Origin of the sequence: Pseudochrobactrum asaccharolyticum (assembly GCF_003314995.1) — a bacterium.
GTDB classification, from domain to species: Bacteria; Pseudomonadota; Alphaproteobacteria; order Rhizobiales; family Rhizobiaceae; genus Pseudochrobactrum; species Pseudochrobactrum asaccharolyticum.
Map to the genome: position 1 here is coordinate 203079 of NZ_QNRH01000006.1, position 23593 is coordinate 226671.

General features: G+C 51.2%; 19 protein-coding genes. 16 read left to right on the plus strand and 3 right to left on the minus strand.

Features of this window, described 5'->3' with window-relative positions; all coding sequences use genetic code 11:
• Positions 1 to 141: 141 nt before the first annotated feature.
• The 5 genes from DFR47_RS15935 (at position 142) to DFR47_RS15955 (ending at position 4259) form a co-directional block, all read left to right on the plus strand.
• Positions 142 to 1065, plus strand: a complete 924-nt coding sequence (locus DFR47_RS15935; protein ID WP_113945389.1) for a peptidylprolyl isomerase — start codon at positions 142 to 144, stop codon at positions 1063 to 1065.
• 290 nt (positions 1066 to 1355) lie between these two features.
• On the plus strand, positions 1356 to 2597 hold the full coding sequence (gene argJ, locus DFR47_RS15940) for a bifunctional glutamate N-acetyltransferase/amino-acid acetyltransferase ArgJ (protein WP_113945428.1): 1242 nt from the start codon (positions 1356 to 1358) through the stop codon (positions 2595 to 2597).
• Positions 2597 to 3358: a GNAT family N-acetyltransferase gene (locus DFR47_RS15945; RefSeq protein ID WP_113945390.1), complete on the plus strand. Its 762-nt coding sequence runs from the start codon at positions 2597 to 2599 to the stop codon at positions 3356 to 3358. Before argJ ends, DFR47_RS15945 begins: the two co-directional genes overlap by 1 nt.
• Before the next feature lie 10 nt (positions 3359 to 3368).
• Complete coding sequence (mutT, locus tag DFR47_RS15950; protein ID WP_113945391.1) at positions 3369 to 3779, plus strand: 8-oxo-dGTP diphosphatase MutT; 411 nt, start codon at positions 3369 to 3371, stop codon at positions 3777 to 3779.
• Between the two features lie 123 nt (positions 3780 to 3902).
• Complete coding sequence (locus tag DFR47_RS15955; protein WP_245416593.1) at positions 3903 to 4259, plus strand: hypothetical protein; 357 nt, start codon at positions 3903 to 3905, stop codon at positions 4257 to 4259.
• Between the two features lie 6 nt (positions 4260 to 4265).
• On the opposite strand, the gene DFR47_RS15960 is transcribed toward DFR47_RS15955, so the two are convergent.
• Positions 4266 to 5135: a methyltransferase domain-containing protein gene (locus DFR47_RS15960; protein WP_113945392.1), complete on the minus strand. Its 870-nt coding sequence runs from the start codon at positions 5133 to 5135 to the stop codon at positions 4266 to 4268.
• 107 nt (positions 5136 to 5242) lie between these two features.
• Between DFR47_RS15960 and DFR47_RS15965 the strand changes: the two genes are divergently transcribed.
• The 4 genes from DFR47_RS15965 (at position 5243) to DFR47_RS15980 (ending at position 7700) form a co-directional block, all read left to right on the plus strand.
• Entirely contained in the window at positions 5243 to 6043 is an 801-nt protein-coding gene (locus DFR47_RS15965; RefSeq protein ID WP_113945393.1) for a ComF family protein, read from the plus strand.
• Between the two features lie 94 nt (positions 6044 to 6137).
• Complete coding sequence (gene grxC, locus DFR47_RS15970) at positions 6138 to 6401, plus strand: glutaredoxin 3 (RefSeq protein ID WP_113945394.1); 264 nt, start codon at positions 6138 to 6140, stop codon at positions 6399 to 6401.
• 25 nt (positions 6402 to 6426) lie between these two features.
• Positions 6427 to 7278 carry a carbon-nitrogen hydrolase family protein gene (locus tag DFR47_RS15975; protein ID WP_113945395.1) on the plus strand — a complete coding sequence of 284 codons (852 nt, stop codon included), beginning with the start codon at positions 6427 to 6429 and terminating at the stop codon, positions 7276 to 7278.
• Positions 7275 to 7700, plus strand: coding sequence for a DUF1178 family protein (locus tag DFR47_RS15980; RefSeq protein WP_113945396.1), 426 nt, complete (start codon positions 7275 to 7277; stop codon positions 7698 to 7700). Before DFR47_RS15975 ends, DFR47_RS15980 begins: the two co-directional genes overlap by 4 nt.
• A 69-nt stretch (positions 7701 to 7769) precedes the next feature.
• Here the strand turns inward: DFR47_RS15980 and ubiG are convergent, their stop codons facing one another.
• Positions 7770 to 8573, minus strand: coding sequence for a bifunctional 2-polyprenyl-6-hydroxyphenol methylase/3-demethylubiquinol 3-O-methyltransferase UbiG (ubiG, locus tag DFR47_RS15985; protein ID WP_113945397.1), 804 nt, complete (start codon positions 8571 to 8573; stop codon positions 7770 to 7772).
• 187 nt (positions 8574 to 8760) lie between these two features.
• On the opposite strand from ubiG, the gene DFR47_RS15990 reads away from it, so the two are divergent.
• The 7 genes from DFR47_RS15990 (at position 8761) to DFR47_RS16020 (ending at position 20900) form a co-directional block, all read left to right on the plus strand.
• Positions 8761 to 10014 (plus strand): aspartate kinase, encoded by a 1254-nt coding sequence (locus tag DFR47_RS15990; protein WP_113945398.1) that lies wholly within the window; start codon positions 8761 to 8763, stop codon positions 10012 to 10014.
• Between the two features lie 485 nt (positions 10015 to 10499).
• Positions 10500 to 12770 carry a phosphoenolpyruvate--protein phosphotransferase gene (ptsP, locus tag DFR47_RS15995; protein WP_113945399.1) on the plus strand — a complete coding sequence of 757 codons (2271 nt, stop codon included), beginning with the start codon at positions 10500 to 10502 and terminating at the stop codon, positions 12768 to 12770.
• 201 nt (positions 12771 to 12971) lie between these two features.
• Positions 12972 to 14048, plus strand: a complete 1077-nt coding sequence (gene prfA / locus DFR47_RS16000; protein WP_113945400.1) for a peptide chain release factor 1 — start codon at positions 12972 to 12974, stop codon at positions 14046 to 14048.
• Between the two features lie 6 nt (positions 14049 to 14054).
• Positions 14055 to 14930 carry a peptide chain release factor N(5)-glutamine methyltransferase gene (prmC, locus tag DFR47_RS16005; RefSeq protein ID WP_113945401.1) on the plus strand — a complete coding sequence of 292 codons (876 nt, stop codon included), beginning with the start codon at positions 14055 to 14057 and terminating at the stop codon, positions 14928 to 14930.
• A 461-nt stretch (positions 14931 to 15391) separates the two neighbouring features.
• A complete protein-coding gene (locus tag DFR47_RS16010; protein ID WP_113945430.1) occupies positions 15392 to 16327 on the plus strand; it encodes a DUF4167 domain-containing protein in 936 nt (311 codons plus the stop codon).
• A gap of 351 nt (positions 16328 to 16678) precedes the next feature.
• On the plus strand, positions 16679 to 19264 hold the full coding sequence (gene clpB, locus DFR47_RS16015) for an ATP-dependent chaperone ClpB (protein WP_113945402.1): 2586 nt from the start codon (positions 16679 to 16681) through the stop codon (positions 19262 to 19264).
• 226 nt (positions 19265 to 19490) lie between these two features.
• The gene (locus DFR47_RS16020; RefSeq protein WP_245416594.1) at positions 19491 to 20900 is read left to right on the plus strand and encodes a L,D-transpeptidase; all 1410 of its coding nucleotides are present in this window, start codon (positions 19491 to 19493) and stop codon (positions 20898 to 20900) included.
• A 60-nt stretch (positions 20901 to 20960) separates the two neighbouring features.
• Here DFR47_RS16020 and DFR47_RS16025 read toward each other — a convergent pair whose 3' ends face one another.
• Entirely contained in the window at positions 20961 to 22928 is a 1968-nt protein-coding gene (locus tag DFR47_RS16025) for a M23 family metallopeptidase (RefSeq protein ID WP_113945431.1), read from the minus strand.
• Positions 22929 to 23593 lie beyond the last annotated feature (665 nt).

Sequence of the window (23593 nt, forward strand, 5' to 3'; positions counted from 1 at the left end):
TATCGCTGCTGATACCGATATATTGTGCAGAAAATTGCCATATCGCCTAAAAACTCTTCTGCTTTACACTATATAAACTGAAGCAGCAAAATTCTGCCTTATTCTTGGGACGGTACTTCGTCCCCGAAGGAGAAATCACTGATGACCCGTACCCGTAAAGTCCTGATTCAACTGGCAACCGGTTTGCTTTTGTCGACTGCTGCAACCGGTGCCTATGCACAGGACGCCGCTGCAAAGACTGAAGCAGCGAAACCGGCAGAAAAAGCTGATCCTGCAAAAGTTCTTGCTACTGTAAACGGCGTTAAGCTGACACAGGGTGAAGTTGATCAGGCGTCCAGCGATCTCGACCCGCAATTCTCCCGTCTGCCGGATGATCAGCGTCGTCTCGCTGCACTGGCCGCTCTGGTTGATATCAAAGTGCTGGCTGCTGCCGCTAAAGGTGATAAGCTGGACGAAAGCGCAGATTTCAAGCAGCGCATTGAATTCCTTAAAGACCGCGCTTTGCACAATGAATATTTCCAGACTGCAATCGTTGACAAGATTTCGGATGAAGAAGTCCGTGGTCGTTACGACAAGGAAATCGCAGCAATGCCTGCGAAGAATGAAGTGCGCGCCCGTCATATTCTCGTAAAAACTGAAGACGAAGCCAAAGCGATTATCAAAAAGCTTGAAGGCGGCGCCAAGTTCGAAGATCTGGCCAAGGAAAGCTCAACCGACGGTTCTGCTTCGCAGGGCGGTGATCTTGGCTATTTCGGTGAAGGCATGATGGTGCCTGAATTTGAAAAAGCGGCTTTTGCGCTGGAAGTCGGCGGTTACACCAAAGAACCTGTTAAGTCGCAGTTCGGCTATCATATCATCAAGCTGGAAGATAAGCGCCAGCAGCAGCCGCCGGCATTTGATGAAGTGAAAGATCAGGTTCGCTCGATCCTCATTCGTGAAAAATATATCGAAATGGTCAAGAAGCTGCGCGACGGTTCGAAAATCACTTATGAAGACGAAGCCGTTGCCAAAGCAATGAAAGAAGCCGCAGACGCACAGGATGCAGCTGCAAAAACGGCTGAATAAGACCTCTCATTTTATAAAATCAATCATGCCAATTTGGTAAGTTTGATATATAAATTGATAAAATTGATCACCTGCTCTGATTATTTCGGGCAGGTGATTGCATTTTTAGCCCAACCATAATTTATTGACTGCGATCTGAGTGAAATGGCGGGTGATTTGTGGTGCTTATTGCATTTTCACAAACCCGATGATGCGCTGTTTCATATCCGGTTAAGCCCGCTCCTGTTCAGTTGCATTTTGGCGCAAATATATTTCGATTTGCCGGAATGCTTTTATTCTTTGAGGCACGCATGTCTTCGACAGTTTCTCCGCTCGCACCAAAACATTATCCTGCCATGCCGGTGATTACCGGTGTGCGAATGGCCACAGCCGAAGCGGGGATCAAATATAAGAACCGGACAGATGTGCTGATGATGGTGTTTGATACACCGGCATCGGTTGCCGGTGTTTTCACCCGTTCCAAATGCCCGTCAGCGCCGGTTGATTTTTGCCGCGAGAGCCTGAAGCACGGCACAGCCAAAGCGGTGATCGTGAATTCCGGTAATGCCAATGCTTTTACCGGTAAGAAAGGTCGTGAGACGACGACTGCAACAGCCAAGGCTGCTTGTGAAGCGCTGGGCTGTGAAACCCATGAAATCTTTCTTGCTTCAACCGGTGTGATCGGCGAACCGCTGGATGCCGGTAAATTTTCGCATTTGTTTGGTGACATGAACGCGCGTGCCGATAATAACGGCTGGCTGGAAGCTGCCAAAGCGATCATGACCACGGATACTTATCCGAAAGTGGCAACAGAAACTGTGCTGCTTGGCGGTGTGCCGGTGACCATTAACGGAATTGCCAAGGGCGCCGGTATGATTGCGCCGGATATGGCGACAATGCTGTCCTTTGTGGTGACGGATGCACCGATTGCTTCCGATGTGTTGCAGGGACTGCTGTCCAAAGCGGTGGATTCCAGCTTCAATGCGGTGACTGTGGACAGTGATACTTCTACTTCAGACACGCTGATGCTGTTTGCTACCGGTACGGCCGCTGAGCGCGGTGCGGTTGCAGTAACTGCATTGGATGACGAACGACTGGCAGAATTTGACCGTGCTTTGCGCAAGCTTTTGAAAAATCTGGCACTGCAGGTTGTGCGCGATGGCGAAGGCGCACGCAAAATGCTGGAAATCACTGTTAAAGGTGCGGTTTCTGACATTTCTGCCAAGCGCATCGGTCTGTCGATTGCCAATTCCCCGCTTGTGAAAACCGCTGCTGCCGGTGAAGATGCTAACTGGGGACGTGTGGTCATGGCTGTTGGCAAGGCCGGTGAGCCTGCCGACCGTGATCGTCTGGCGATCAGCTTCGGAGATATCCGTGTGGCGGTCGATGGTGAGCGCGATGCGGCTTATTCGGAAGCAGCTGCTTCTGATTATATGAAGGGTGAGGACATTCTCATCACGGTTGAACTTGGTATGGGTGAGGGCACAGCGACTGTCTGGACCTGTGACCTGACCAAGGAATATGTGGCTATTAACGGTGATTACCGGTCGTGATGTCAAAAATTCGTCAGTATGAAGAGCTTGGTTTTCGTGCATGGCCTGCAGCGCAGGTCACGCATCTGGGTGACTGGGCTGTTCAACTGACGCCTTATTATCCGTCGAAGCGCGGTAATTCCGTCAATCTGCTTAATCCGTCCGATGATGCGGATCTGGCACAGCGGGTCGAGGCCTGTGAGGCGCTGTTTACCGAGCAGGGCAAACAGCCGGTATTCCGGCTGACCCCGCTGGCACCACCTGCTTTGGCGGATTATCTGAGTGCGCGCGGTTATACGACTGCGGGCGGATCATCGGTTATGGCCTGTGATTTGCGCGATAATGCCTTTTTGAAAGTGCCACAGCCACGTCTGCCATTGCGGCTTGTGCATTTTCGTGAGGGACAGGAGATTGGCTACAGCCGGATATCCGGTGATTTCCATAACCGGCCTGAGCCGCAGATTGAAGGGCTGGCTCAGGTGCTGAGCTCCATTCAGCCGCAGAAATATGTCATTGCCGGATTTTCCGGTGCTGAACCTGCGGCAACTCTGCTTTGTGTGAGTGAGAACGGCTATACCGGTCTGCTGGATTTGTGTATTGGTGAGACGTTCAGACGGCGTGGCTTTGCAAAAGCGCTGGTGCTGAATGAGATGGCGCAGGCCTTATCCCGCGGAGATCACCGGTTCTGGTTGCAGGTAGAAACAGCCAATCATGCAGCACGGGCTTTGTATCAGGGATTAGGCTTCTCCACTGTCTATGATTATATTTATTATTGCAGATAGGTAGAGTTTGATGACTGAGGGCAAAAAGATTGTGCTGGTGGCAGCCTGTGCGCTGATTGATACGGATGGCCGTATTTTGCTGGCACAACGGCCTGAGGGCAAAAATCTGGCCGGTCTTTGGGAGTTTCCGGGCGGCAAGGTTGAGAGCGGCGAAACGCCGGAAGATGCGCTGATCCGTGAATTGCAGGAAGAGCTGGGTATTACCACCAAACATGCCTGCCTCGCACCGCTGACCTTTGCCAGCTATGCTTATGAGAAATTTCATTTGCTGATGCCGTTGTATATCTGCCGTCGCTATGAGGGGATTGCTCGTTCGATGGAAGGGCAGGCACTGAAATGGGTGAAACCAAAAGACCTGCGTGCTTATCCGATGCCGCCTGCCGATGAACCGCTGATCCCCTTCCTGATGGATCTTCTGTAATATCCGGACAGAACCTTTATAATTGCGGGCAGTTTTTGCATTTTTCAGGCAATTTTTACGTTCACGTTAATTGATGATTCACCGTCATAGCGCATGGTAGCTTTATCGCGCCGGAGTATGACGATGAGTAGTAACCGCAGTGAGTATCAGTCTGAATTTCTGACAGACTTTTTTAAAGATGATGAAGATGCAAAAGCTGGCTTTATGCCGGTTGCAAAAAGCGGCTTTGTCCGCTGCGTGCTGCTGTTCGGCTCTGCTGTTTTGGCATTGACGCTGGTCATTGTGCCGGTACTGAGCCAGAAGGCCAATAAACAGACTGCGCAGTCGCTGTTTCCTGCCGGTGTGGATATGATGTCCACAGGCTCTATTCAGCGCGGCAATCCGGATAAATCCTATATTGAGCGCAAGAGCCTGCTGCAGTCCTCACCGGAATCAGTATGTGTGATTACCCGTGACGGCACCCAGCAGGGCGACTGCTGATTAGTTTTAAGGCTTTTTTTCTGCCGCAAGCAGGGCTTCCGCCAGTGAAGCTTTGGCAGAACCCGGTTTCAGCGGCTGCTGCTGTGAAGCATGGGGTGCCCAGCCGGACATCCAGATGAATGAGAATGTCGCACGGATACGCCCGTCCGGATCACTGAAGCGCTCTGCATAAATCTCGGCAGCCCGCATAAAGAGGCGGCGGCCAACCGGCTTACGCGAACGGCCGGTCAAAATATTGCTCATCCCCATCGCGCGGATATCCGCCATCAGTGCAAACATGTTGTCATAACGCACGGTAACGGTTTCGATATCCGTCACAGGCAAAGCATAACCGGCGCGCTGCAACAGGGCGCCGCCATCGCGGACATCCGCAAAAGGCGCCACGCGCGGGCTGACCCCGCCGGTCAATTCAGACTCTGCCTGCAACAGCGATTCACGCAATTCGCCGAGTGTGCCCGCACCCGCCATACAACCGAGAAACAAACCGTCAGGTTTCAGCGCCTGTTTGATCTGCATCATCAGACCCGGTGTGTCATTGGTAAATTGCAGTGACAGCAGTGAGATAATCAAATCTGCGCTGTGTGGTTCAAGCGGCAGATATTCTGTGCTGTCTTTTGATTGATATTCAACGGTCTCAATTACCTCTGCCTTGCCGGATTGTTGCAAAGACAGGCTCAGAGAGGACGTATAGGGATTGAGAAGTACAGCTCGGGTAAATTGGCGCTCAACAGTTGAAAGCCGGTCTTCCAGATCCTGCACAGTGCGCTCCAGCAGGAAATCCGCACCACTGATATTGCGGCGTAATGCCCGTTTCAGGCGCATTTGCAGCAATGCATTGTCGAAGATGGTGTTTGGTGAGGTCTCTGTTGCTGACATTTTCTCGCATCCCGCTATCAGGCACCGCTCAAAATCAGAGATTTCTCTGGACTGGAGTGATGCATCTGGCATGGTGCTGTAAATGCGTTCAATCGGGGGCGAATGCAATGGGGGAATTACTGCTTTCTCATGAAACTGTTGTGAGACAGGGGAGTTGGGCGCGTTTTCTGGATTATGCAGGCGCTGGTTTGAAAGCGCTGCCGGACCGGATTTTTCCTGCGCTTTGTGAGGGATGCGACAGCCCTGTTTCACAAAACGGCACATTGTGCGGGACTTGCTGGAGTTCGGTGCGCTTTCTGGAAGCACCACTTTGTCCTGTGATGGGAACACCTTTTACGCATGATTTTGGCGCGCATTTTTTGTCGGCAGAGGCGATTGCCAATCCGCCGTCTTTCCGGCGTTTACGTTCTGTTGCTTGTCATGACGGCTCGGCACGCCATGCCGGTATATCGCTGAAATATTATGACCGGCTTGATCTGGCGCCGTGGATGGCACGCTGGATGCAACGGGCAGGGCAGGAATTGCTTGAGGATTGCGATGTGATTATTCCGGTGCCGCTGCATCGCAAGCGCCTGTGGAAGCGCCGCTATAATCAGGCCGCAGAACTGGCACGGGTTTTGGCGAAGCTCAGCGGTAAGACCTATGATCCTTCTGCATTGCAACGCATTAAAGATACACGCCAGCAGGCAGAACTCAGCCAGTCCGAGCGGTTGCGCAATGTTGCGGGAGCCTTTCGCGTGCCGGAGGCAGGGCGAAGCAATGTGCAGGGGCGTAGCGTGCTGTTGATTGATGATGTTTACACCACCGGCGCGACGGTGAAGGCCGCATCCCGTGCTGTGCTGAAAGCAGGGGCTGGCAGCGTGGATGTGCTGACTTTCGGGCGTGTGCTGCCTGAAGGGATGCGATAATTATGCTGCTGCCTTAACGACAAAGCGACAGCAAGTGCTTGGATGATGATGCAGGCATGGTTATATAGATAAGAAAATCAGGAGACTCTTGAAGATGAATGTTGAAATTTATACCCGTGACGGCTGTGGCTACTGTGTTCGCGCGAAAAAGCTGCTCGATGAACGTGCGCCGGGCTACACGGAATTTAATGCGACTGTTGATCCGAAATATCGTGAAGAAATGATGACCCGTTCCGGTGGTACAACATTCCCGCAGATTTTCATCGGTGATGTACATGTCGGCGGTTGTGACGATCTTCATGCGCTGGATCGTGCAGGCAAGCTGGTTACGCTGCTGGAAACCGGTAAAGCAGATTAAGTTGTAAGGCATAAAGGGGAGAATAATGTCGATGGTTAAAGTTGCAGCTGTGCAGATGCGTTCAAACGGCGATATGTCTGCCAATATTACAGCGCTTGAGCGTATGGTAGGTGAGGCTGCCGCCCAAGGTGCGCAATATGTGCAGACACCTGAAAATACCGGCATTATTCAGAATGACCGTGCGCTTTACCGTGCCAGCCTTCATGCGGAGCAGGATGATCCTGTGGTGAAGGCAGCAGCAGCATTGGCAAAACGTCACGGCATTTATCTCCATATCGGTTCAACGCCGATTAAGCTGGACAATGGTCTGATTGCCAACCGCGCTTTTGTTTTTGCACCGGATGGTCCGAAAATCACGACATATGACAAGATTCATATGTTTGATGTGGATCTGGATAATGGCGAGAGCTGGCGTGAATCCGATACGATTTCTGCCGGTGATCGCGCAGTGGTCACGGAACTGCCGTTTATGAAGCTCGGACTGGCAATCTGCTATGACATTCGCTTCCCGCAGCTGTTTCAGGCGCAGGCAAATGCCGGTGCTAATGTAATTTCTGCGCCAGCTGCTTTTACCCGTCAGACCGGTGAAGCGCATTGGCATATTTTACAGCGGGCACGGGCGATTGAAAACGGTGCCTTCCTGATTTCTGCGGCACAGGGTGGTTTGCACAACGGTAATCGCCAGACTTACGGTCATTCGATCATTGTATCGCCTTGGGGTAAAGTGCTGGCAGAGGCCGATCATGATGATCCGGCTGTGATTTATGCCGAGATTGACGTGGCAGACAGCACAGCTGCACGCAACAAAATCCCGAACCTGAAAAATGCGCGGGAATTTAAACTGGAAACCATTGGAGGCGGAACAGACAAGGCATGATGCGTTTTTCTCTGCACTGTGATCAGTCTCATGAGTTTGAGGGCTGGTTTCGCAATAATGAGGATTTCGATAGCCAGACCGCACGCGGTCTGGTGCAATGCCCCGTTTGTCATTCACCAAAAGTCAGTAAGGCGCTGATGGCGCCTTCTGTTACGACAGGCCGAACCAAAGAGAAGATTGCTGCGACGATGGGCGAAGCCCAGCGTAAATTACTGGATGAAATGCGTGAGATCAGTCGTAAGGTGAAAGAGAATGCCGATTATGTCGGTGATCGCTTTGCCGAAGAAGCGCGCAAAATTCATCACGGTGAAACGGAAGAGCGCGGTATCTATGGCGAGGCTACGAAGGAAGAGATTACATCGCTTGTAGAAGACGGTGTGGAGATTATGCCACTGCCAGTGCTTCCTGAGGATTATAATTAAACCGCACTGGTTCAATAGCTGAAGATTACAACTGATCCGCAGGAAACGGATCAGTTGTCTCTGGTGTCATTAACGACGCTGTGCCAGAACCATATAATTCACGTCGAGATCGCGTGAGCGGTTCCATGTATCATTGAGCGGATTATAACTGACGCCGGTTTTTTCCAGCACGGTCAGACCGGCAGCCTGCAACGGTTTTTCCAGTTCCTCAGGACGTACCAGTTTTTCATATTGATGGGTGCCTTTCGGCAGCCAGCGCAGCACATATTCAGCGCCGATAATCGCCAGTCCCCATGCTTTGAGCGTGCGGTTGATGGTGGCCACAAACATCAGTCCCTGAGGTTTGACCATTTTTGCCGTGGCCGACATGAACAGATCAACATCAGAGACGTGTTCAACCACTTCCATATTCAGCACGATATCGAATTGTTCACCGGCATCAGCCAGTGCTTCTGCGGTGGTGGCGCGATAATCGATCTCAATGCCCATCTCGGTGGCATGAATTTTGGCCACTTCAATATTGGTGGTTGAAGCATCTGCGCCGATAACTGTCGCGCCAAGGCGTGCCATCGGTTCACACAGCAGGCCGCCGCCGCAACCAATATCCAGAATACGCAGACCTTCCAGCGGTTTAGCCGCTAGCGGGTCACGGTTGAAGTGTTTACAAATCTGCTCTTTGAGATATTCCAGGCGGGTCGGATTGAATTTATGGAGCGGGCGGAATTTGCCCTGCGGATTCCACCACTCGCTGGCAATGCGCGAGAAATGCGCAACTTCAGCAGGATCAATCGTCGTGCGGCCGGATACGGCTTCCTGTGGCTGCTCTGAGCCGGAATGAGCACTTGTATCTGTCTGTTTGGACGTTTCGGACATAACTATCTCCATTTGCCCTTCATGGACTTGTCTGTTCATAGACGAAAGTCAAGCATCTTTTCGCCGGATGAGCTTGCGAAGTGATCATAATTTCGGTATGTCAGCATCACTTACTTGTTGGGTGTACCTCTCAGTACGTTGGCAGGTTCCCGTTGGTTCTCATTTTCATTCAGGATATGTCGACATAATGGCGCGCATTGTGATGAAGTTCGGCGGCACTTCTGTGGCCGATATTGACCGGATCCGGAATGTGGCGCGTCACGTTAAACGTGAAGTCGATTCCGGAAATGAAGTTGCAGTTGTGGTTTCGGCTATGGCCGGTAAAACCAATGAACTGGTAGGCTGGACGCGTGAAGCATCTCCGATGCATGATGCACGCGAATATGATGCGATTGTTGCCTCCGGTGAGCAGGTAACAGCCGGTCTTTTGGCGATTGTGCTGCAGTCGATGGGCGTGAATGCACGTTCGTGGCAGGGCTGGCAGATCCCGATCAAGACCGACATGACGCATGGCGCTGCCCGTATTACCGATATTGACGGCTCTTTCCTGATCAAGCGTTTCACTGAAGGTCAGGTTGCGGTTATTGCCGGTTTTCAGGGTATCAGCCCGGAAAACCGCATTTCGACGCTGGGTCGCGGCGGTTCTGATACATCGGCTGTGGCAATCGCTGCGGCGGTTAAAGCAGACCGTTGTGATATCTATACGGATGTGGACGGGGTTTACACCACTGACCCGCGTGTAGAACCTAAAGCCCGCCGCATGGCAAAAATTTCTTTCGAAGAGATGCTGGAAATGGCTTCTCTTGGTGCCAAAGTCCTGCAGGTTCGTTCTGTTGAATTGGCTATGGTGCATAAAGTCCGTACATTTGTACGTTCAAGCTTTGAAGATCCGCATGCGCCGGGCATGGGTGATCCGCTCAACCCTCCCGGAACGCTGATTTGCGATGAGGATGAAATCGTGGAACAACAGGTCGTAACAGGTATCGCTTTCGCCCGAGACGAAGCTCAGATTTCATTGCGCCGTGTGGCTGACCGCCCGGGCGTCTCTGCAGCGATTTTTGTCCCGCTGGCTGAAGAACATATCAATGTTGATATGATCGTGCAGAATGTTTCTGAAGACGGTTCAAAAACCGATATGACATTCACCGTACCATCCGGTGATATGGATAAAGCGGTTCATGCGCTGGATAAAGTGAAAGCAGAAATCGGCTGTGACTCGATCCAGTCCGAAACCGGCCTGGCTAAAATCTCGGTGATCGGCACCGGTATGCGCTCGCATGCAGGCGTTGCTGCCACAGCGTTTAAAGCGCTGGCAGAAAAAGGCATTAATATTCGTGCAATCACCACATCCGAGATTAAGATCTCGATCCTGATTGACAGCGCTTATACAGAACTCGCGGTACGAACCCTGCATTCTGTTTACGGGCTGGATAAGCACTGAAAAAACTGAATCTATAAAGTTTCAGAAAAAGGCAGTGCTTCGCAGCGCTGCCTTTTTTGTTTAGAATGTTGAGCAAGCTGGGATGTCAGGGGATTAAAAATTCTGCAATGGGGTGTATTAGCGGAAAATCAGCTTTAAGCTATGCGTCTGCTGCATAGCTCGTTCTGAGTGGGTTTTGAAAAACAGTCCGGCTGCCACAAAAATATAAACCGGAATTGTTTTGAGACATTTTTGTTGATCACTATAATTTAGCCGGTTTGCGCCCCATTTTGGACACTTACTCAGCCTTATGAGCTGCATTACAGAAAGATTTGATGAATACGCCCTAGACGATTATGAGAAAAATGCTCACAAGCAAATCAAAGTGAGCTATGCACACAGCGGTGTGATTCGTGATCTGTCCGGTCTTGTATTATAAAAGCTGAAATAATGCCGGACGTGATTTGATCTTAGGCGTGAGGCATCTGGAGGAGCATTGAGACCCTATGCGTGAGCTGACAGCCGGACCCCGGATTTTGCTCAAGCGTCTTCGCGCCTTAATGGCGGAAGCGCTGGAACCGCAGGAACGCCTTGATCATATTGTGCGCGAGATCGCGCAAAATATGGTGGCGGAGGTCTGTTCTTTCTATGTGCTGCGCTCAGATGAAATTCTTGAACTCTATGCAACCGAAGGTCTGAACCCGCAGGCTGTGCATCTGGCGCAACTGCGTCTGGGGCAGGGGCTTGTCGGTACGATTGCTGCCACAGCACGTCCGCTTAATCTGACGGATGCACAGAGCCATCCGGCTTTCACCTATCTGCCGGAAACCGGCGAAGAAGTGTATAATTCCTTCCTTGGTGTTCCGGTGCTTCGTGCCGGGCGCACGATGGGGGTTCTGGTTGTGCAGAACCGTACCAAGCGCGCCTATCGCGAAGATGAACTGGAAGCGCTGGAAACGACAGCGATGGTGCTGGCGGAAATGGTGGCCTCCGGTAATCTGACCCGTTTAGCGCGTCCGGGTGTGGAACTGACCAATGGTCGTTCTGTCAGCTTCAACGGCCATGCCTATAATGAAGGCGTTGGTCTTGGCCATGTAGTGCTGCACGAACCGCGTATTGTGGTGACCAACCTCTTCAACGAAGATATTGAGCATGAAATCTCCCGCCTTGATGAGGCGATGGGTTTTCTGCGTCTGTCGATTGACGATATGCTGTCGCGTCGTGATGTGGCGATGGAAGGCGAGCACCGTGATGTGCTGGAAGCCTACCGGATGTTCGCTCATGACCGCGGCTGGATGCGGCGTTTAGAAGAAGCAATCCGTAACGGCCTGACAGCGGAAGCTGCGGTTGAAAAAGTCCAGAGTGATACGCGCGCTCGGATGATGCATCTGAGCGATCCTTATATGCGTGAGCGGCTCAGTGATTTTGATGATCTTGCCAACCGTCTGATGCGCCAGTTGATGGGCTATGACCCGAAAACGGCTGCGGAAATGATGGCTAAGGATTCCATCATCGTCGCCCGTTCTATGGGTGCTGCGGAATTGCTGGATTATCCGCGTGAGCGTGTGCGCGGTCTGGTACTGGAAGACGGCGCTACGACCAGCCATGTGGTGATTGTCGCGCGTGCTATGGGTATTCCCGTCGTGGGGCAGGCCAAAGGTGTGGTGGCGCTGGCAGAAAATAATGATGCCATCATTATTGATGGTGAGGATGGTCGCGTGCATCTGCGTCCGCAAACTGATGTTGAAGCGGCCTATGCGGAGAAGGTGCGGTTCCGTGCTAAGCGGCAGGCGCTTTACCGCGAATTGCGGGATAAACCTGCAGTTACCAAAGATGGTAAGTCCATTGCATTGCTGATGAATGGCGGTCTGATCGTTGATCTGCCGCAGCTCAAAGAATCCGGTGCCGATGGTGTCGGCCTGTTTCGCACAGAGCTGCAATTTATGGTGGCTTCGACATTTCCGCGCTCCGGCCAGCAGGAAAAACTCTATCGTGCCGTGCTGGAAGCGGCCGGTGATAAGCCCGTAACCTTCCGCACGCTGGATATCGGCGGCGATAAGGTGCTGCCATATTTCCGCTCCAACGCGCATGAGGAAAATCCGGCGATGGGCTGGCGGGCGATCCGTTTGGCGCTTGACCGGCCAGGTCTGATGCGTACGCAGCTGCGGGCATTGCTCAAGGCTGCCGGCGGACGGGAATTGCGGATTATGCTGCCAATGGTGACGGAAGTCGCCGAGGTGCGTGCAACCCGTGAGATCATTGAGCGCGAAGTAAATTATCTGACCCGCTTTGATCATCAGCCGCCATGCAGCCTGAAAATCGGTGCGATGATCGAAGTGCCGTCGCTGCTCTGGCAGCTGGATGAGCTGATGAATGAGGTGGATTTTGCCTCTGTGGGCTCGAATGACCTGTTCCAGTTCATCATGGCGGTTGATCGTGGCAATGCGCAGATAGCAGATCGTTTCGATCAGTTGTCTCCGGCATTCCTGCGTGTGCTGTTGCAGATTGCCGATGCGGGCAAACGCCATAACAAGCCGGTGACATTATGCGGTGAAATGGCAGGCAAGCCGTTGACGGCGATGATGCTGATCGGTTTGGGCTTCCGTTCGATCTCGATGTCTGCAGCGGCTATCGGGCCGGTGAAAAACATGCTGTTATCACTGGATGCGGGTGCTTTGAACAAGATGCTGGCAGAACTGGTGTACAGGCCAGATGCCAATGGCTCAATCCGCGAGAATTTAGTACGCTTTGCCAATGAGCAGCAAATTCCGCTGTAAAATCCCGTTTTTTATACGTTAGAGTGCCGTGTGCCAGACTTGGCACACAAAGGCCACTCTAACACCTTAAAATTATGCTCTAAAATTTCGCAATCAAATGTTTCCGTTTGATTGCGAAATGCTTTATGGGTGCAAGCCGTTATGTATTCCTGAACCTGCAGATAGTTTCAGGCTCGTTTATTTAAAAAATAGGATTACCGGATGGTTGCGCTGCCGCAGGACAGAATGGATCAGTTGCTCAAGCATTTTATGATGCTTGAAGCGCAGATGGCCAATAATCCTTCACCGGAAACCTATGTTAAACTGGCCTCTGAATATTCAGAACTGCAAGATGTGGCATTGAAAATTCGCGAATTGCAGGCTGCTCAGCAGGAGCTGAGAGATTTGATCTCGATGCGCGATGATGCTTCCGGTGATGCGGAAATGCGCGCATTGGCGGAAATGGAAATTCCGGAGACGGAAGATAAAGTCGAAGCGCTGGAAGCGGAAGTGCAGATTTTGCTGCTGCCGAAAGATGCCGCTGACGAGAAAAACGCTATTCTGGAAATTCGTGCCGGTACTGGTGGTTCTGAAGCCGCGTTGTTTGGCGGTGATCTTTTCCGTATGTATGAGCGCTATGCGGCCGATAAAGGCTGGCGCGTTGAAGTTGTCTCAGCCAGTGAAGGCGATGCGGGTGGTTTTAAGGAAATCATCGCGACGATTTCCGGCAGAGGCGTGTTTTCCAAACTGAAATTTGAATCCGGTGTGCATCGTGTGCAGCGCGTACCGGAAACAGAAGGCAGCGGACGCATTCATACCTCCGCAGCAACGGTGGCTGTACTGCCGGAAGCGGAAGATATTGATATTGAAATCCGCAATGAAGATATTCGTATTGATACGATGCGTGCATCGGGTGCTGGTGGTCAGCACGTGAATACTACGGACTCGGCGGTGCGTATTACCCATATTCCGACAGGGATTATGGTGGTGCAGGCAGAAAAGTCCCAGCACCAGAACCGTGCCCGCGCCATGCAGATTTTGCGTGCCCGTCTCTATGATATGGAGCGCCAGCGTGCGGAAAGTGAACGCTCTGAAGCACGCCGCAGTCAGGTGGGGTCCGGTGACCGGTCTGAACGTATCCGCACTTATAACTTTCCGCAGGGGCGGGTGACAGATCATCGTATTAATCTTACGCTCTACAAGCTTGATCGTGTGATGATGGGTGAGCTGGACGAATTGGTGGATGCGCTGATTTCCGATCATCAGACCGCATTGCTGGCGGAATTGGGTGATAACTGAGTTGTCATGACAAATCAGGAAAATATGATGAATACGCTTGGTCAGCTTCTGGCTCACGTGCGGCTGGAACTGCGACAGGCTGAGATTGATAGCGCTGAACTGGATGCGCGCTTGCTGGTGCAGCATTATACCGGCGCAACCCTGACCGATTTTGTGACACGATCAGATGTGGCGCTTGAGCAGGCAGATGTTGAAAATGTATTGGTAGCTCTTCAGCGACGGCTGACCGGTGAGCCGGTACATCGAATCATTGGTGAGCGTGAATTTTACGGCCTGAATTTCAAGCTGAATGCCGATACGCTGGAGCCGCGCCCCGATACGGAAGCTCTGATCGGACTGGTTTTACCATTTTTACAGCAGCAAGTTGCTGAGAAATCCTTCGTGGATTTGATTGATATGGGCACCGGTACCGGCGCGATTGCGGTCACATTATTGTACGAAGTTCAGCAGGCGCGTGGTGTGGCCGTTGATATCGCGGCAGGTGCGCTGCAAGCGGCGCGGATCAATGCGAAAGCGGCGGGAGTTTCTTCGCGCCTTGCTGTCCTGCAGAGCGACTGGTTTGAAGCTGTGCGTGGAAAATACGACCTGATTGTCTCGAATCCGCCATATATTCCTGCGAAAATCGTCCTTGAGCTGGATAAAGGGGTTAAGGATTTTGACCCGCGCCGTGCTTTGGATGGCGGCGAAGACGGCTTGAACTTTTACCGTTCACTGGCAGCCCGAAGTGCAGATTATCTGCATGATCAAGGTATGATTGCGATCGAAATCGGTGCAGGACAAGCACCGGATATTGAGGCGATTTTTGCAGAGCATGGTTTCAGACTGACCGGTGAAGCCGAAGATTTGGGTGGTCATAAACGCGCATTGTCATTTCAGCGTTGACTTTAATGTTCAATATGCTCAAAAAAGACTTGGAATTTACGGCAAACATGTCTAATTTCCTGTCACCGCTGCTGCGTCGCGGTCCTTAAAGATGGATGAAAGACGCAGTAACAATTCGGACGAACGCATAATTTCATCTTTGAAACGGTAGCGGTTTAAAGACTTATGCGCTAGTATGTCGGACAGAGTTGTCAGCCTGAAGCTATATGTTTGAAATTCGATCTTTCTGAAAACGTATCCATTGGTGCGAAATTATAAGAGCGATTCAAATATTGTACTCAGCTTCTGTCCGGTGGTTTTTTAACCAACCTCCTTTATGGAGTTGCTGACACGGCAGCACAAAACTTAAAAAAATTATACGCTGAAAGTGCGGGGCGCGCTTTTTGTCATTGTAGTTATGAAATCCATCAGCCCTTTCAGCTGAAATGATTTCTTCGCCCCTAATCTGAAAAGAGATGAGTATGAGGCCAGGACAGCAGAACAGGCGCATGCGTGGACGGGGGAATAATAACCGTAAGGGCCCTAATCCTCTTTCACGTAATTACGAAAGTAACGGACCTGATGTAAAAATCAGGGGCAATGCGCAGCATATTGCCGAAAAATATATGACTTTGGCTCGTGATGCGCAGGCAACCGGCGACCGGGTTATTGCAGAAAATTATTTGCAGCACGCAGAGCATTATAATCGTATCATTCTGGCTGCTCAGGCTCAAAATCCTGCGCCGGTACAGCGCGATGAAGGCTTTGATGATGACTATGATGATGAAGATACAATGGATCAGGGTCATTCCGGCCAGTCTGTATCGCATCAGGAAGTCTATGACGGCAGCGGCCCGCAGCCTGTTATCGAAGGTACACCTGCAGAAGTAATGTATGGTGAGGAAAATTCCCGTTCCTCCGGCCGTAATAACCGTCAGCAGAATAATCGTCAGGATCGCGGTGATCGTAATGATCGCAACGACCGTAACGAGCGTAATAATGACCGCAACAACGACCGTCAGGGTCGTATGCAGCGTCCGCGCCGTCATCAGCGTCCTGAATATGGTGCTGATCAGGGGCAGGAAATTGCGGTTGCACCGCAGGTTCCTTATGAACAGTCTGCAGAACAGCCTGTTGTGACCTCAACATTTGCGGAACCGGTTGTTGCCGATGTGAGTGAAGTTGCTGAAGCACCTGTTACCCGTCGTCGTCCGCGTGCTGCTGCACCTCTTGTGCAGGAAAGCGATGCTGCCCCGGCTGTGGAAGTGACACCGGAAGCAAGTGCTGATGCTGTTGCTGCTGATGAAGCACCGGCACCGCGTACCCGCCGTGTATTGCGTCCGCGCCGCACGACCCGTACTGCGAAAGCAGATGCGGACACACAGGATCAGGATACAGCTTTGGCTGAAACAGAATAATCTGTTGTGATCCGTATGATTTTAAAACCGGCGGTCTACCGCCGGTTTTTTTATGCCGGCAGAGTAAGGCCAAGCCTGTCGTCGTCAAAGTTTAAAGCATGTCGCGCTCAAATGTATTCATTTGAGCTACCGAGAACATGCGATAACTCCTGTTGAGATAATAATTTTCACAGTTCTGTCTCTCCCCCTTGCAGGCCGGGGGCTATCGCCCCATATCATTTTCAGACAGGATGCCGGAGCATTCCGTTCCTTCATCCAAAATCTGTCCTATATGGTTCCTGCCTTTAAGGGGGAGCCGTCACCCATGATCTTCCGATGCCGTAACGGGTCGGAGGGCGCAAAGGAGACACTATGAATATTGAGAAATACAGCGAACGCGTACAGGGTTTTATCCAGTCTGCGCAGAGCTTTGCGTTAAATTCTGATAATCAGCAATTCGCCCCCGAACATCTGCTTAAAGTTTTGGTGGATGATGAAGAAGGTCTGGCTTCCGGCCTGATCGAACGGGCTGGCGGCCGTATTGCGGATATTAAACTCGGGCTTCAGAGCGCCCTTGCTGCACTGCCGAAAGTAACCGGCGGTAACGGACAGCTTTATCTGGCGCAGCCGCTTGCAAAAATTCTGACCACTGCGGAAGAACTGGCGACCAAAGCCGGTGACAGTTATGTCACGGTTGAGCGTTTGCTCACCGCTTTCACAATGGAAAAAAGCGCCAAAACTTATGAAATTCTGTCCAAGGCGGGGGTAACGCCGAAGGCCTTGAATGAGGTGATTAATCAGATGCGTAAAGGCCGAACTGCCGACAGTGCTTCTGCCGAAGCCAATTTCGAAGCCCTGAAAAAATATGCCCGTGATCTGACTGAGGATGCACGTTCCGGCAAGCTTGATCCGGTGATCGGCCGTGATGATGAAATCCGCCGTACCATTCAGGTTCTGTCGCGCCGTACCAAAAATAATCCGGTGCTGATCGGTGAGCCGGGCGTGGGTAAAACCGCGATCGCCGAAGGTCTGGCGCTGCGTATCGTCAATGGTGATGTGCCTGAATCGCTGAAAGACAAGCGTCTGATGGCGCTCGACATGGGTGCGCTGATTGCCGGTGCAAAGTATCGCGGTGAATTTGAAGAACGCCTGAAAGCTGTGCTGACGGAAGTTGAAGCTGCTGCCGGTGAAATCATTCTGTTCATCGACGAAATGCACACTTTGGTTGGTGCCGGTAAGTCTGACGGTGCGATGGATGCATCGAACCTGCTCAAACCTGCGCTTGCCCGTGGTGAGTTGCACTGTGTCGGCGCAACGACATTGGAAGAATACCGCAAATATGTTGAGAAAGATGCGGCGCTTGCCCGTCGTTTTCAGCCGGTCTTTGTCAATGAGCCAACCATTGAAGATACGATCTCGATCCTGCGCGGTTTGAAAGAAAAATACGAACAGCATCACAAAGTGCGTATTTCGGACTCAGCTCTGGTCTCAGCGGCAAGTTTGTCGAACCGTTACATTACAGATCGTTTCCTGCCGGATAAAGCGATTGACCTTGTGGATGAAGCGGCCGCGCGTCTACGTATGCAGGTGGATTCCAAACCGGAAGAGCTGGATGAGATGGATCGTCGTGTCATGCAGCTTAAAATCGAGCGTGAAGCGCTGAAGCTGGAAACCGATACGGCATCGAAAGATCGCTTAAAGCGTCTTGAAAAAGAGCTGGCCGATCTGGAAGAGGAATCCGCTGAGCTGACTGCCAAATGGCAGGCAGAAAAGCAGAAACTCGGCCATGCTGCAGATCTGAAAAAGCAACTCGACGATGCACGTAATGCTTTGGCGACTGCCCAGCGGAATGGTGAATTCCAGAAAGCCGGTGAACTGGCCTATGGTACGATCCCGCAGCTGGAAAAACAGCTGAGCGATGCGGAAGCACAGGAAAATACCGGCACTATGCTGGAAGAAACTGTGTCGCCGGATCATATTGCACAGATCATCTCCCGCTGGACAGGTATTCCGGTTGACCGGATGCTGGAAGGCGAACGGGAAAAACTGCTGCGTATGGAAGACGAACTCGGCAAACGCGTGATTGGTCAGGGCGAAGCAGTGCAGGCGGTGTCGCGTGCGGTGCGCCGTGCCCGTGCAGGTCTGCAGGATCCGAACCGTCCGATCGGCTCGTTTATCTTCTTGGGACCAACCGGCGTTGGTAAAACAGAACTGACCAAAGCTTTGGCCACATTCCTGTTTTCCGATGAAACAGCCATGGTGCGGATTGATATGTCCGAATTCATGGAGAAACACTCGGTTTCCCGTCTGATCGGTGCCCCTCCGGGCTATGTCGGATATGAAGAAGGTGGTGTGCTGACTGAGGCTGTGCGTCGTCGTCCGTATCAGGTGATCCTGTTCGACGAGATTGAAAAAGCGCATCCGGATGTCTTTAACGTGTTGTTGCAGGTACTGGATGATGGTCGCCTGACCGATGGTCAGGGGCGTACGGTTGATTTCCGTAATACGCTGATCATTATGACTTCCAATCTCGGTGCGGAATATCTTGTTGCACTGAATGAGGATCAGGATGTGGACAGTGTCCGTGAAGAAGTGATGGGCGTTGTGCGTTCATCCTTCCGTCCGGAATTCCTCAACCGTGTCGATGAGATCATTCTGTTCCATCGTCTGCGCCGCTCGGAAATGGGTGCGATTGTGGATATTCAGCTGGGCAGACTGCAAAATCTGCTGAGTGATCGTAAGATTACGCTGGATGTTGAGGATGATGCCCGTAACTGGCTGGCCGATAAGGGCTATGATCCTGCTTATGGTGCCCGTCCTCTGAAGCGGGTGATCCAGAAGCAGGTACAGGATCCGCTTGCCGAGAAAATTCTCGGTGGTGAAATCCTTGACGGCTCGCTGGTGGATATTTCTGCCGGTTCAGATCGACTGGTGTTTCAGCCAAAGCCAAAACACTGATTGCTGATATAAAATCAGTCGTAAGCATTTGAAACAAGGCGGCGTTGTCGAAAGACAGCGCCGCCTTTTCTTTGCATGAAAAAATATCTGCGCGGGAGCATCTTCTTCATGTGTAGTTAATTTATTAACCATAAAAATGGCCTGATCTGTGATTACAGCATAACCGCTCAGGAGACCTGCCTGAGCGAACAGTGATTTGGACTTTAAAAGGTGTGGTATGCATAAAATGCGGGGAATAGTTTGGAAGACTTATCTCGGTCTGTCAGTAACAGCACTGACAAGTCTGACAGTTACGACCGCTTATGCTGCTAACTCAGGTGAGGAACAGCCTGTTTTGATGGCGCAGCTTTATGATCCGGGAGAAGTGATTTTTCAGGATAATAATGTGCGGGTCTATATTGACGCTTCAGGACGGCAAGTGACCATGAATCATCAGGGGAAAATTCTGCGTATTCAGGAACAGCCGGGTGGATATCCGCAACGCTCACCGCAACAACCGAATAATAATGATAACTGGACATTGAATGGTCCTGTTGACGGTGGTGCGCCCTATGACGGTTTCGCCAACGTGCCGGATAATGCCGGCGTGGATTATTTCCCTGCGCCACCGCGTGGTTCGGCTGTTAATAATGCTGCAATTGATCGCTCAGCATTGCCGGATGTCGGTACTGCACCTGCACAAGATAATAATGATTACCGCCCTGCAATTGAAGATCCCTATGGTCAGTCTACTGGCTCCGGCGGCATACAGGGAACGCCGACACCATCTGTAACCATGCCGCAAGGGCAGGGTGCCAAAACCAAGATGGCATCTTATCAGATTTTGCTTGATCGTACCGGTACATCTCCGGGTGTGATTGACGGTAAAGCAGGCGGTAATGTCGATAAGGCAGCAGCCGCCTATCTTGAAATGACGGGCACGACCCTGAACCCTGCAGATGAAGCGCAAATTAATATGCTGCTGGAATCAACAGGTGGTCCTGCTTTCACAGAATATACGATTACCAATGCGGATATCGGTCGTTTTTATCTGGCATCGGTACCGAATGATTATGCTGAGAAAGCGAAATTACCGGAAATGGCTTATGTTTCACCCCGTGAGATGTTAGCGGAGAAATTCCACATTGATGAAAACTATCTGCAGGAAATCAATCCGGGTGTTAATTTTCGCCAACCGGATCAGGTGATCCGTGTACCTAATCTGGGCAAGCAGAAGCGTCCGCAGGTTGCTAGAATTATTGCGGATAAAGCCCGTAAACAGGTTCGTGGTTATGATGAGAGCGGTAAGCTGGTTGTCGCCTATCCTTCGACCATTGGTTCCGCAGATAATCCTTCGCCATCGGGTATTGTAACGGTTGAGCGCATCGCGACCAATCCGAACTACACCTATAATCCGAAGATCAATTTCAAACAGGGTAATAATGACAAGGTCCTGATTGTTCCGCCGGGCCCGAACGGACCGGTGGGCACGGTATGGATTGCTCTGTCAAAGCCGACTTATGGTATTCACGGAACACCGGATCCGTCGCGTATTGGCAAAACCGCCAGCCATGGCTGTATTCGGTTGGCGAACTGGGATGCAGAAGAATTGGCTAAGCTGGTCAAGCGTGGTGTGACGGTGGAGTTCACAGAATAAAGAAAAGCGGCTTTTACAGCCGCTTTTTATGAGATGGAATTTGGTAGGCGGGATTTTATTTTATCCGCTTTTAGCCTGAGATGAATTCGCTACTTTGGCCGGCGTATCGCCTTTACCATCCAATAGCTGATCAATGCGATTGCGTTCGCGCATAAACACTTCAAGCTGTTTACCGTTCAGGGATTGGCTTTGCGGCATACGAATACGCATCGGATCTACTTTTGCGCCATTCACAATGACTTCGTAATGCAGATGCGGGCCCGTAGAAAGACCAGTTGAACCGACATAGCCAATCAACTGTCCCTGACGCACACGTGTTCCCGGCGTGATCCCCGAAGCAATGGCATTTTGGTGGTTATAACTGGTCTGATAACCATTGGCATGACGAATAATGGTTTGATTGCCATAACCATTTGCCCAGCCGGCCTTTTCAACCACACCATTACCCGCTGCCAGAATAGGGGAGCCGCGCGGCGCGCGCCAGTCAACACCGGTATGCATACGCACATAACCAAGGATCGGATGGCGACGACCACCGAAAGGCGAACCAAACACACCGTTTGGAACTGGTTTTCTGATCAGGAATTGCTGAGCGCTGCGACCGTTTTCATCGAAAAACTCAACGTTACCTTCCGGTGACTGGTAGCGATAGAATTTCCGCGTAGCGCCGCCCATATTGGCACTGACATAGAGCAGTTGCGACTCTTCATTGGCACTGTCAGAATCTTCCGGCAATGAGAAGAAGGCTTCGATTGAATCGGATCTGCTGATTTTAGATTGCAAGTCGACATCATTGGCCAGCATTTTTACAAGCTGGCGTGCCATATCATTGGTCATGCCATACGCAAATGCTGCTTTATAGACAGCATCATAAACAGAAGGCAGTTCACCACGGATTGTTGGTGGCGGCGCTGAATCATCAAATGCTGTCTGTAGCAGCGGCGTCATTTCCGGTTCGTCAGACGGAACATATTGTTTCTGATCATCAAGAGCGACCGTTACAATATGTGTTGTGCCATTATAAAGAGTAACGCGGACAATATGGTCCTCTTTTTCGGAGGACATAACCCCAACGCGCAGAACACTGCCGGCTTTCAGCCTTGGTGAATTCATCAGCTTGGAAAGGGCTTCTGCAATATTATCCGCGTCCTCGCCTTCATAGCCGCTTTTGTTCAGAGCATCGATGATCTTTGAATCAGAGCGGAACGGAATGATGTCTTCAGAAAAACCGCTATTGGTTTCGTCTTCCATCAGTCGGTTGCTGATACTGACATTTTCCTGCGTGATACGAACGCCGAGCGGTTGTGTCAGCGTAAAGGAGGAGTCGCTGTTGCCAAAACGCAGCGGATCAACATAGTGCAGGGATGCAATCTGTACGTCACCATCAGTCAGTAATTGGCCGGTGCTGCGAACGACCTTTTCAACTTCGTCGCTGCTGAGCTCAGATTCGGAATCGTAATTTGCTGCATTCAGCGGAAAATCGATAGTGCGCAGGCTGATTTCGCTTTCAACCTTAGCGCCATAAATTTGTGCGGCTTCGGTTGGTTGCGCTTGTGCTTTCGCCCCGTCAGAGAAAACGGTCATGGCATCAAAAGCCGGATATTGGCGCCCTGCCGGATGGTCAGCAGCCAATGTCATGCGAACATATTCAAATGGCTTGGTACGAATAATCTCGCGTTCGCCAATCTTCTGCATGGTTGAAACTTCCATGCGACGGCGATCACGGCTCTTTTGCTTAGTAATTGTTGCTAAGACCCGATTGCCTTTGGAGCTGTCCTGAGCATCACCCTTTGAGGGCATCTCTTCTTTTGTCGCAAGCTCTGGAGGTGTCGCAAGTTGCTGACGACCGTCAAGAGCGGCGAATAGAGCGACACCGATTAACAGAGATGCGGTAATACCTGTAAGAAATGTACCGGCAAGCCATCGGGCAGAGACCTCGCGCCGGTCCGGAGGGCCACGCCTTCCGTCAGTGATGAGCGGCGGCTCATCCCCGGGTTCACTGGTGTTGGTCAAAATCTGCTGATTCATACCGGGCAGTACCATTCCTTATTATATGTGCTCCGCGCCGGTCAGGCAGCGGAAAGTCCTGCGAAATTTTAATTGCCTCAGGTGAGAGGCAAGTTTTGCCTGCCCGTGTCTGCATAGTCAATGAAAAGACTGCAAACAAATGGATTATATGAAATCATTCCACGATTATTCGCTCTTAACCCGCATATAGAATGACGCGCATGCGATCGCCGCTTTGTGTGCTTATCGTCGGAATAGGGCGTGTTTGTGATCAATAGATAATTTGTTGCGATAATTCCTTTATATATGGGTGCCCTGCTAAGCAGCATATGGCTGGTTTTTTACCGAGAGGGAACTTTCGCGATTTATTTGCCTCAAAATTAGTGCCGATTCTTCAAACGCGGCTTTACGATTCTGGTTTTCCGAGTCGATCGGGCGGTTTGGGGTGGCGTTTTTGATATATGAGGGGTGGATTTGTGTTTTTTGTTATAAAAATTCCATAAAAGGTGTTTGTGCGTGTTGACAGTTTGGCTTGGTGGGGTCTATATGAGCTCAACAACGAGGGCGGCGGCGCTGCTAGCGGCAGAGAGCTTCGCCCTTGAGATTGGTTGACTGAGAGATTGGCTAATCGCTAAAGCACTGAAAAGATTGAGAGATTGATTTAGTGTTTACGAGATTTTAAGGTT

Bases quoted from the DNA above. Each gene is read 5' to 3' on its own strand.
- DFR47_RS15935 (WP_113945389.1), top strand. From the start codon at position 142: ATGACCCGTACCCGTAAAGTCCTGATTCAACTGGCAACCGGTTTGCTT.
- argJ (WP_113945428.1), top strand. From the start codon at position 1,356: ATGTCTTCGACAGTTTCTCCGCTCGCACCAAAACATTATCCTGCCATG.
- DFR47_RS15945 (WP_113945390.1), top strand. From the start codon at position 2,597: ATGTCAAAAATTCGTCAGTATGAAGAGCTTGGTTTTCGTGCATGGCCT.
- mutT (WP_113945391.1), top strand. From the start codon at position 3,369: ATGACTGAGGGCAAAAAGATTGTGCTGGTGGCAGCCTGTGCGCTGATT.
- DFR47_RS15955 (WP_245416593.1), top strand. From the start codon at position 3,903: ATGAGTAGTAACCGCAGTGAGTATCAGTCTGAATTTCTGACAGACTTT.
- DFR47_RS15960 (WP_113945392.1), bottom strand. From the start codon at position 5,135: ATGTCAGCAACAGAGACCTCACCAAACACCATCTTCGACAATGCATTG.
- DFR47_RS15965 (WP_113945393.1), top strand. From the start codon at position 5,243: ATGGGGGAATTACTGCTTTCTCATGAAACTGTTGTGAGACAGGGGAGT.
- grxC (WP_113945394.1), top strand. From the start codon at position 6,138: ATGAATGTTGAAATTTATACCCGTGACGGCTGTGGCTACTGTGTTCGC.
- DFR47_RS15975 (WP_113945395.1), top strand. From the start codon at position 6,427: ATGTCGATGGTTAAAGTTGCAGCTGTGCAGATGCGTTCAAACGGCGAT.
- DFR47_RS15980 (WP_113945396.1), top strand. From the start codon at position 7,275: ATGATGCGTTTTTCTCTGCACTGTGATCAGTCTCATGAGTTTGAGGGC.
- ubiG (WP_113945397.1), bottom strand. From the start codon at position 8,573: ATGTCCGAAACGTCCAAACAGACAGATACAAGTGCTCATTCCGGCTCA.
- DFR47_RS15990 (WP_113945398.1), top strand. From the start codon at position 8,761: ATGGCGCGCATTGTGATGAAGTTCGGCGGCACTTCTGTGGCCGATATT.
- ptsP (WP_113945399.1), top strand. From the start codon at position 10,500: ATGCGTGAGCTGACAGCCGGACCCCGGATTTTGCTCAAGCGTCTTCGC.
- prfA (WP_113945400.1), top strand. From the start codon at position 12,972: ATGGTTGCGCTGCCGCAGGACAGAATGGATCAGTTGCTCAAGCATTTT.
- prmC (WP_113945401.1), top strand. From the start codon at position 14,055: ATGACAAATCAGGAAAATATGATGAATACGCTTGGTCAGCTTCTGGCT.
- DFR47_RS16010 (WP_113945430.1), top strand. From the start codon at position 15,392: ATGAGGCCAGGACAGCAGAACAGGCGCATGCGTGGACGGGGGAATAAT.
- clpB (WP_113945402.1), top strand. From the start codon at position 16,679: ATGAATATTGAGAAATACAGCGAACGCGTACAGGGTTTTATCCAGTCT.
- DFR47_RS16020 (WP_245416594.1), top strand. From the start codon at position 19,491: ATGCGGGGAATAGTTTGGAAGACTTATCTCGGTCTGTCAGTAACAGCA.
- DFR47_RS16025 (WP_113945431.1), bottom strand. From the start codon at position 22,928: ATGAATCAGCAGATTTTGACCAACACCAGTGAACCCGGGGATGAGCCG.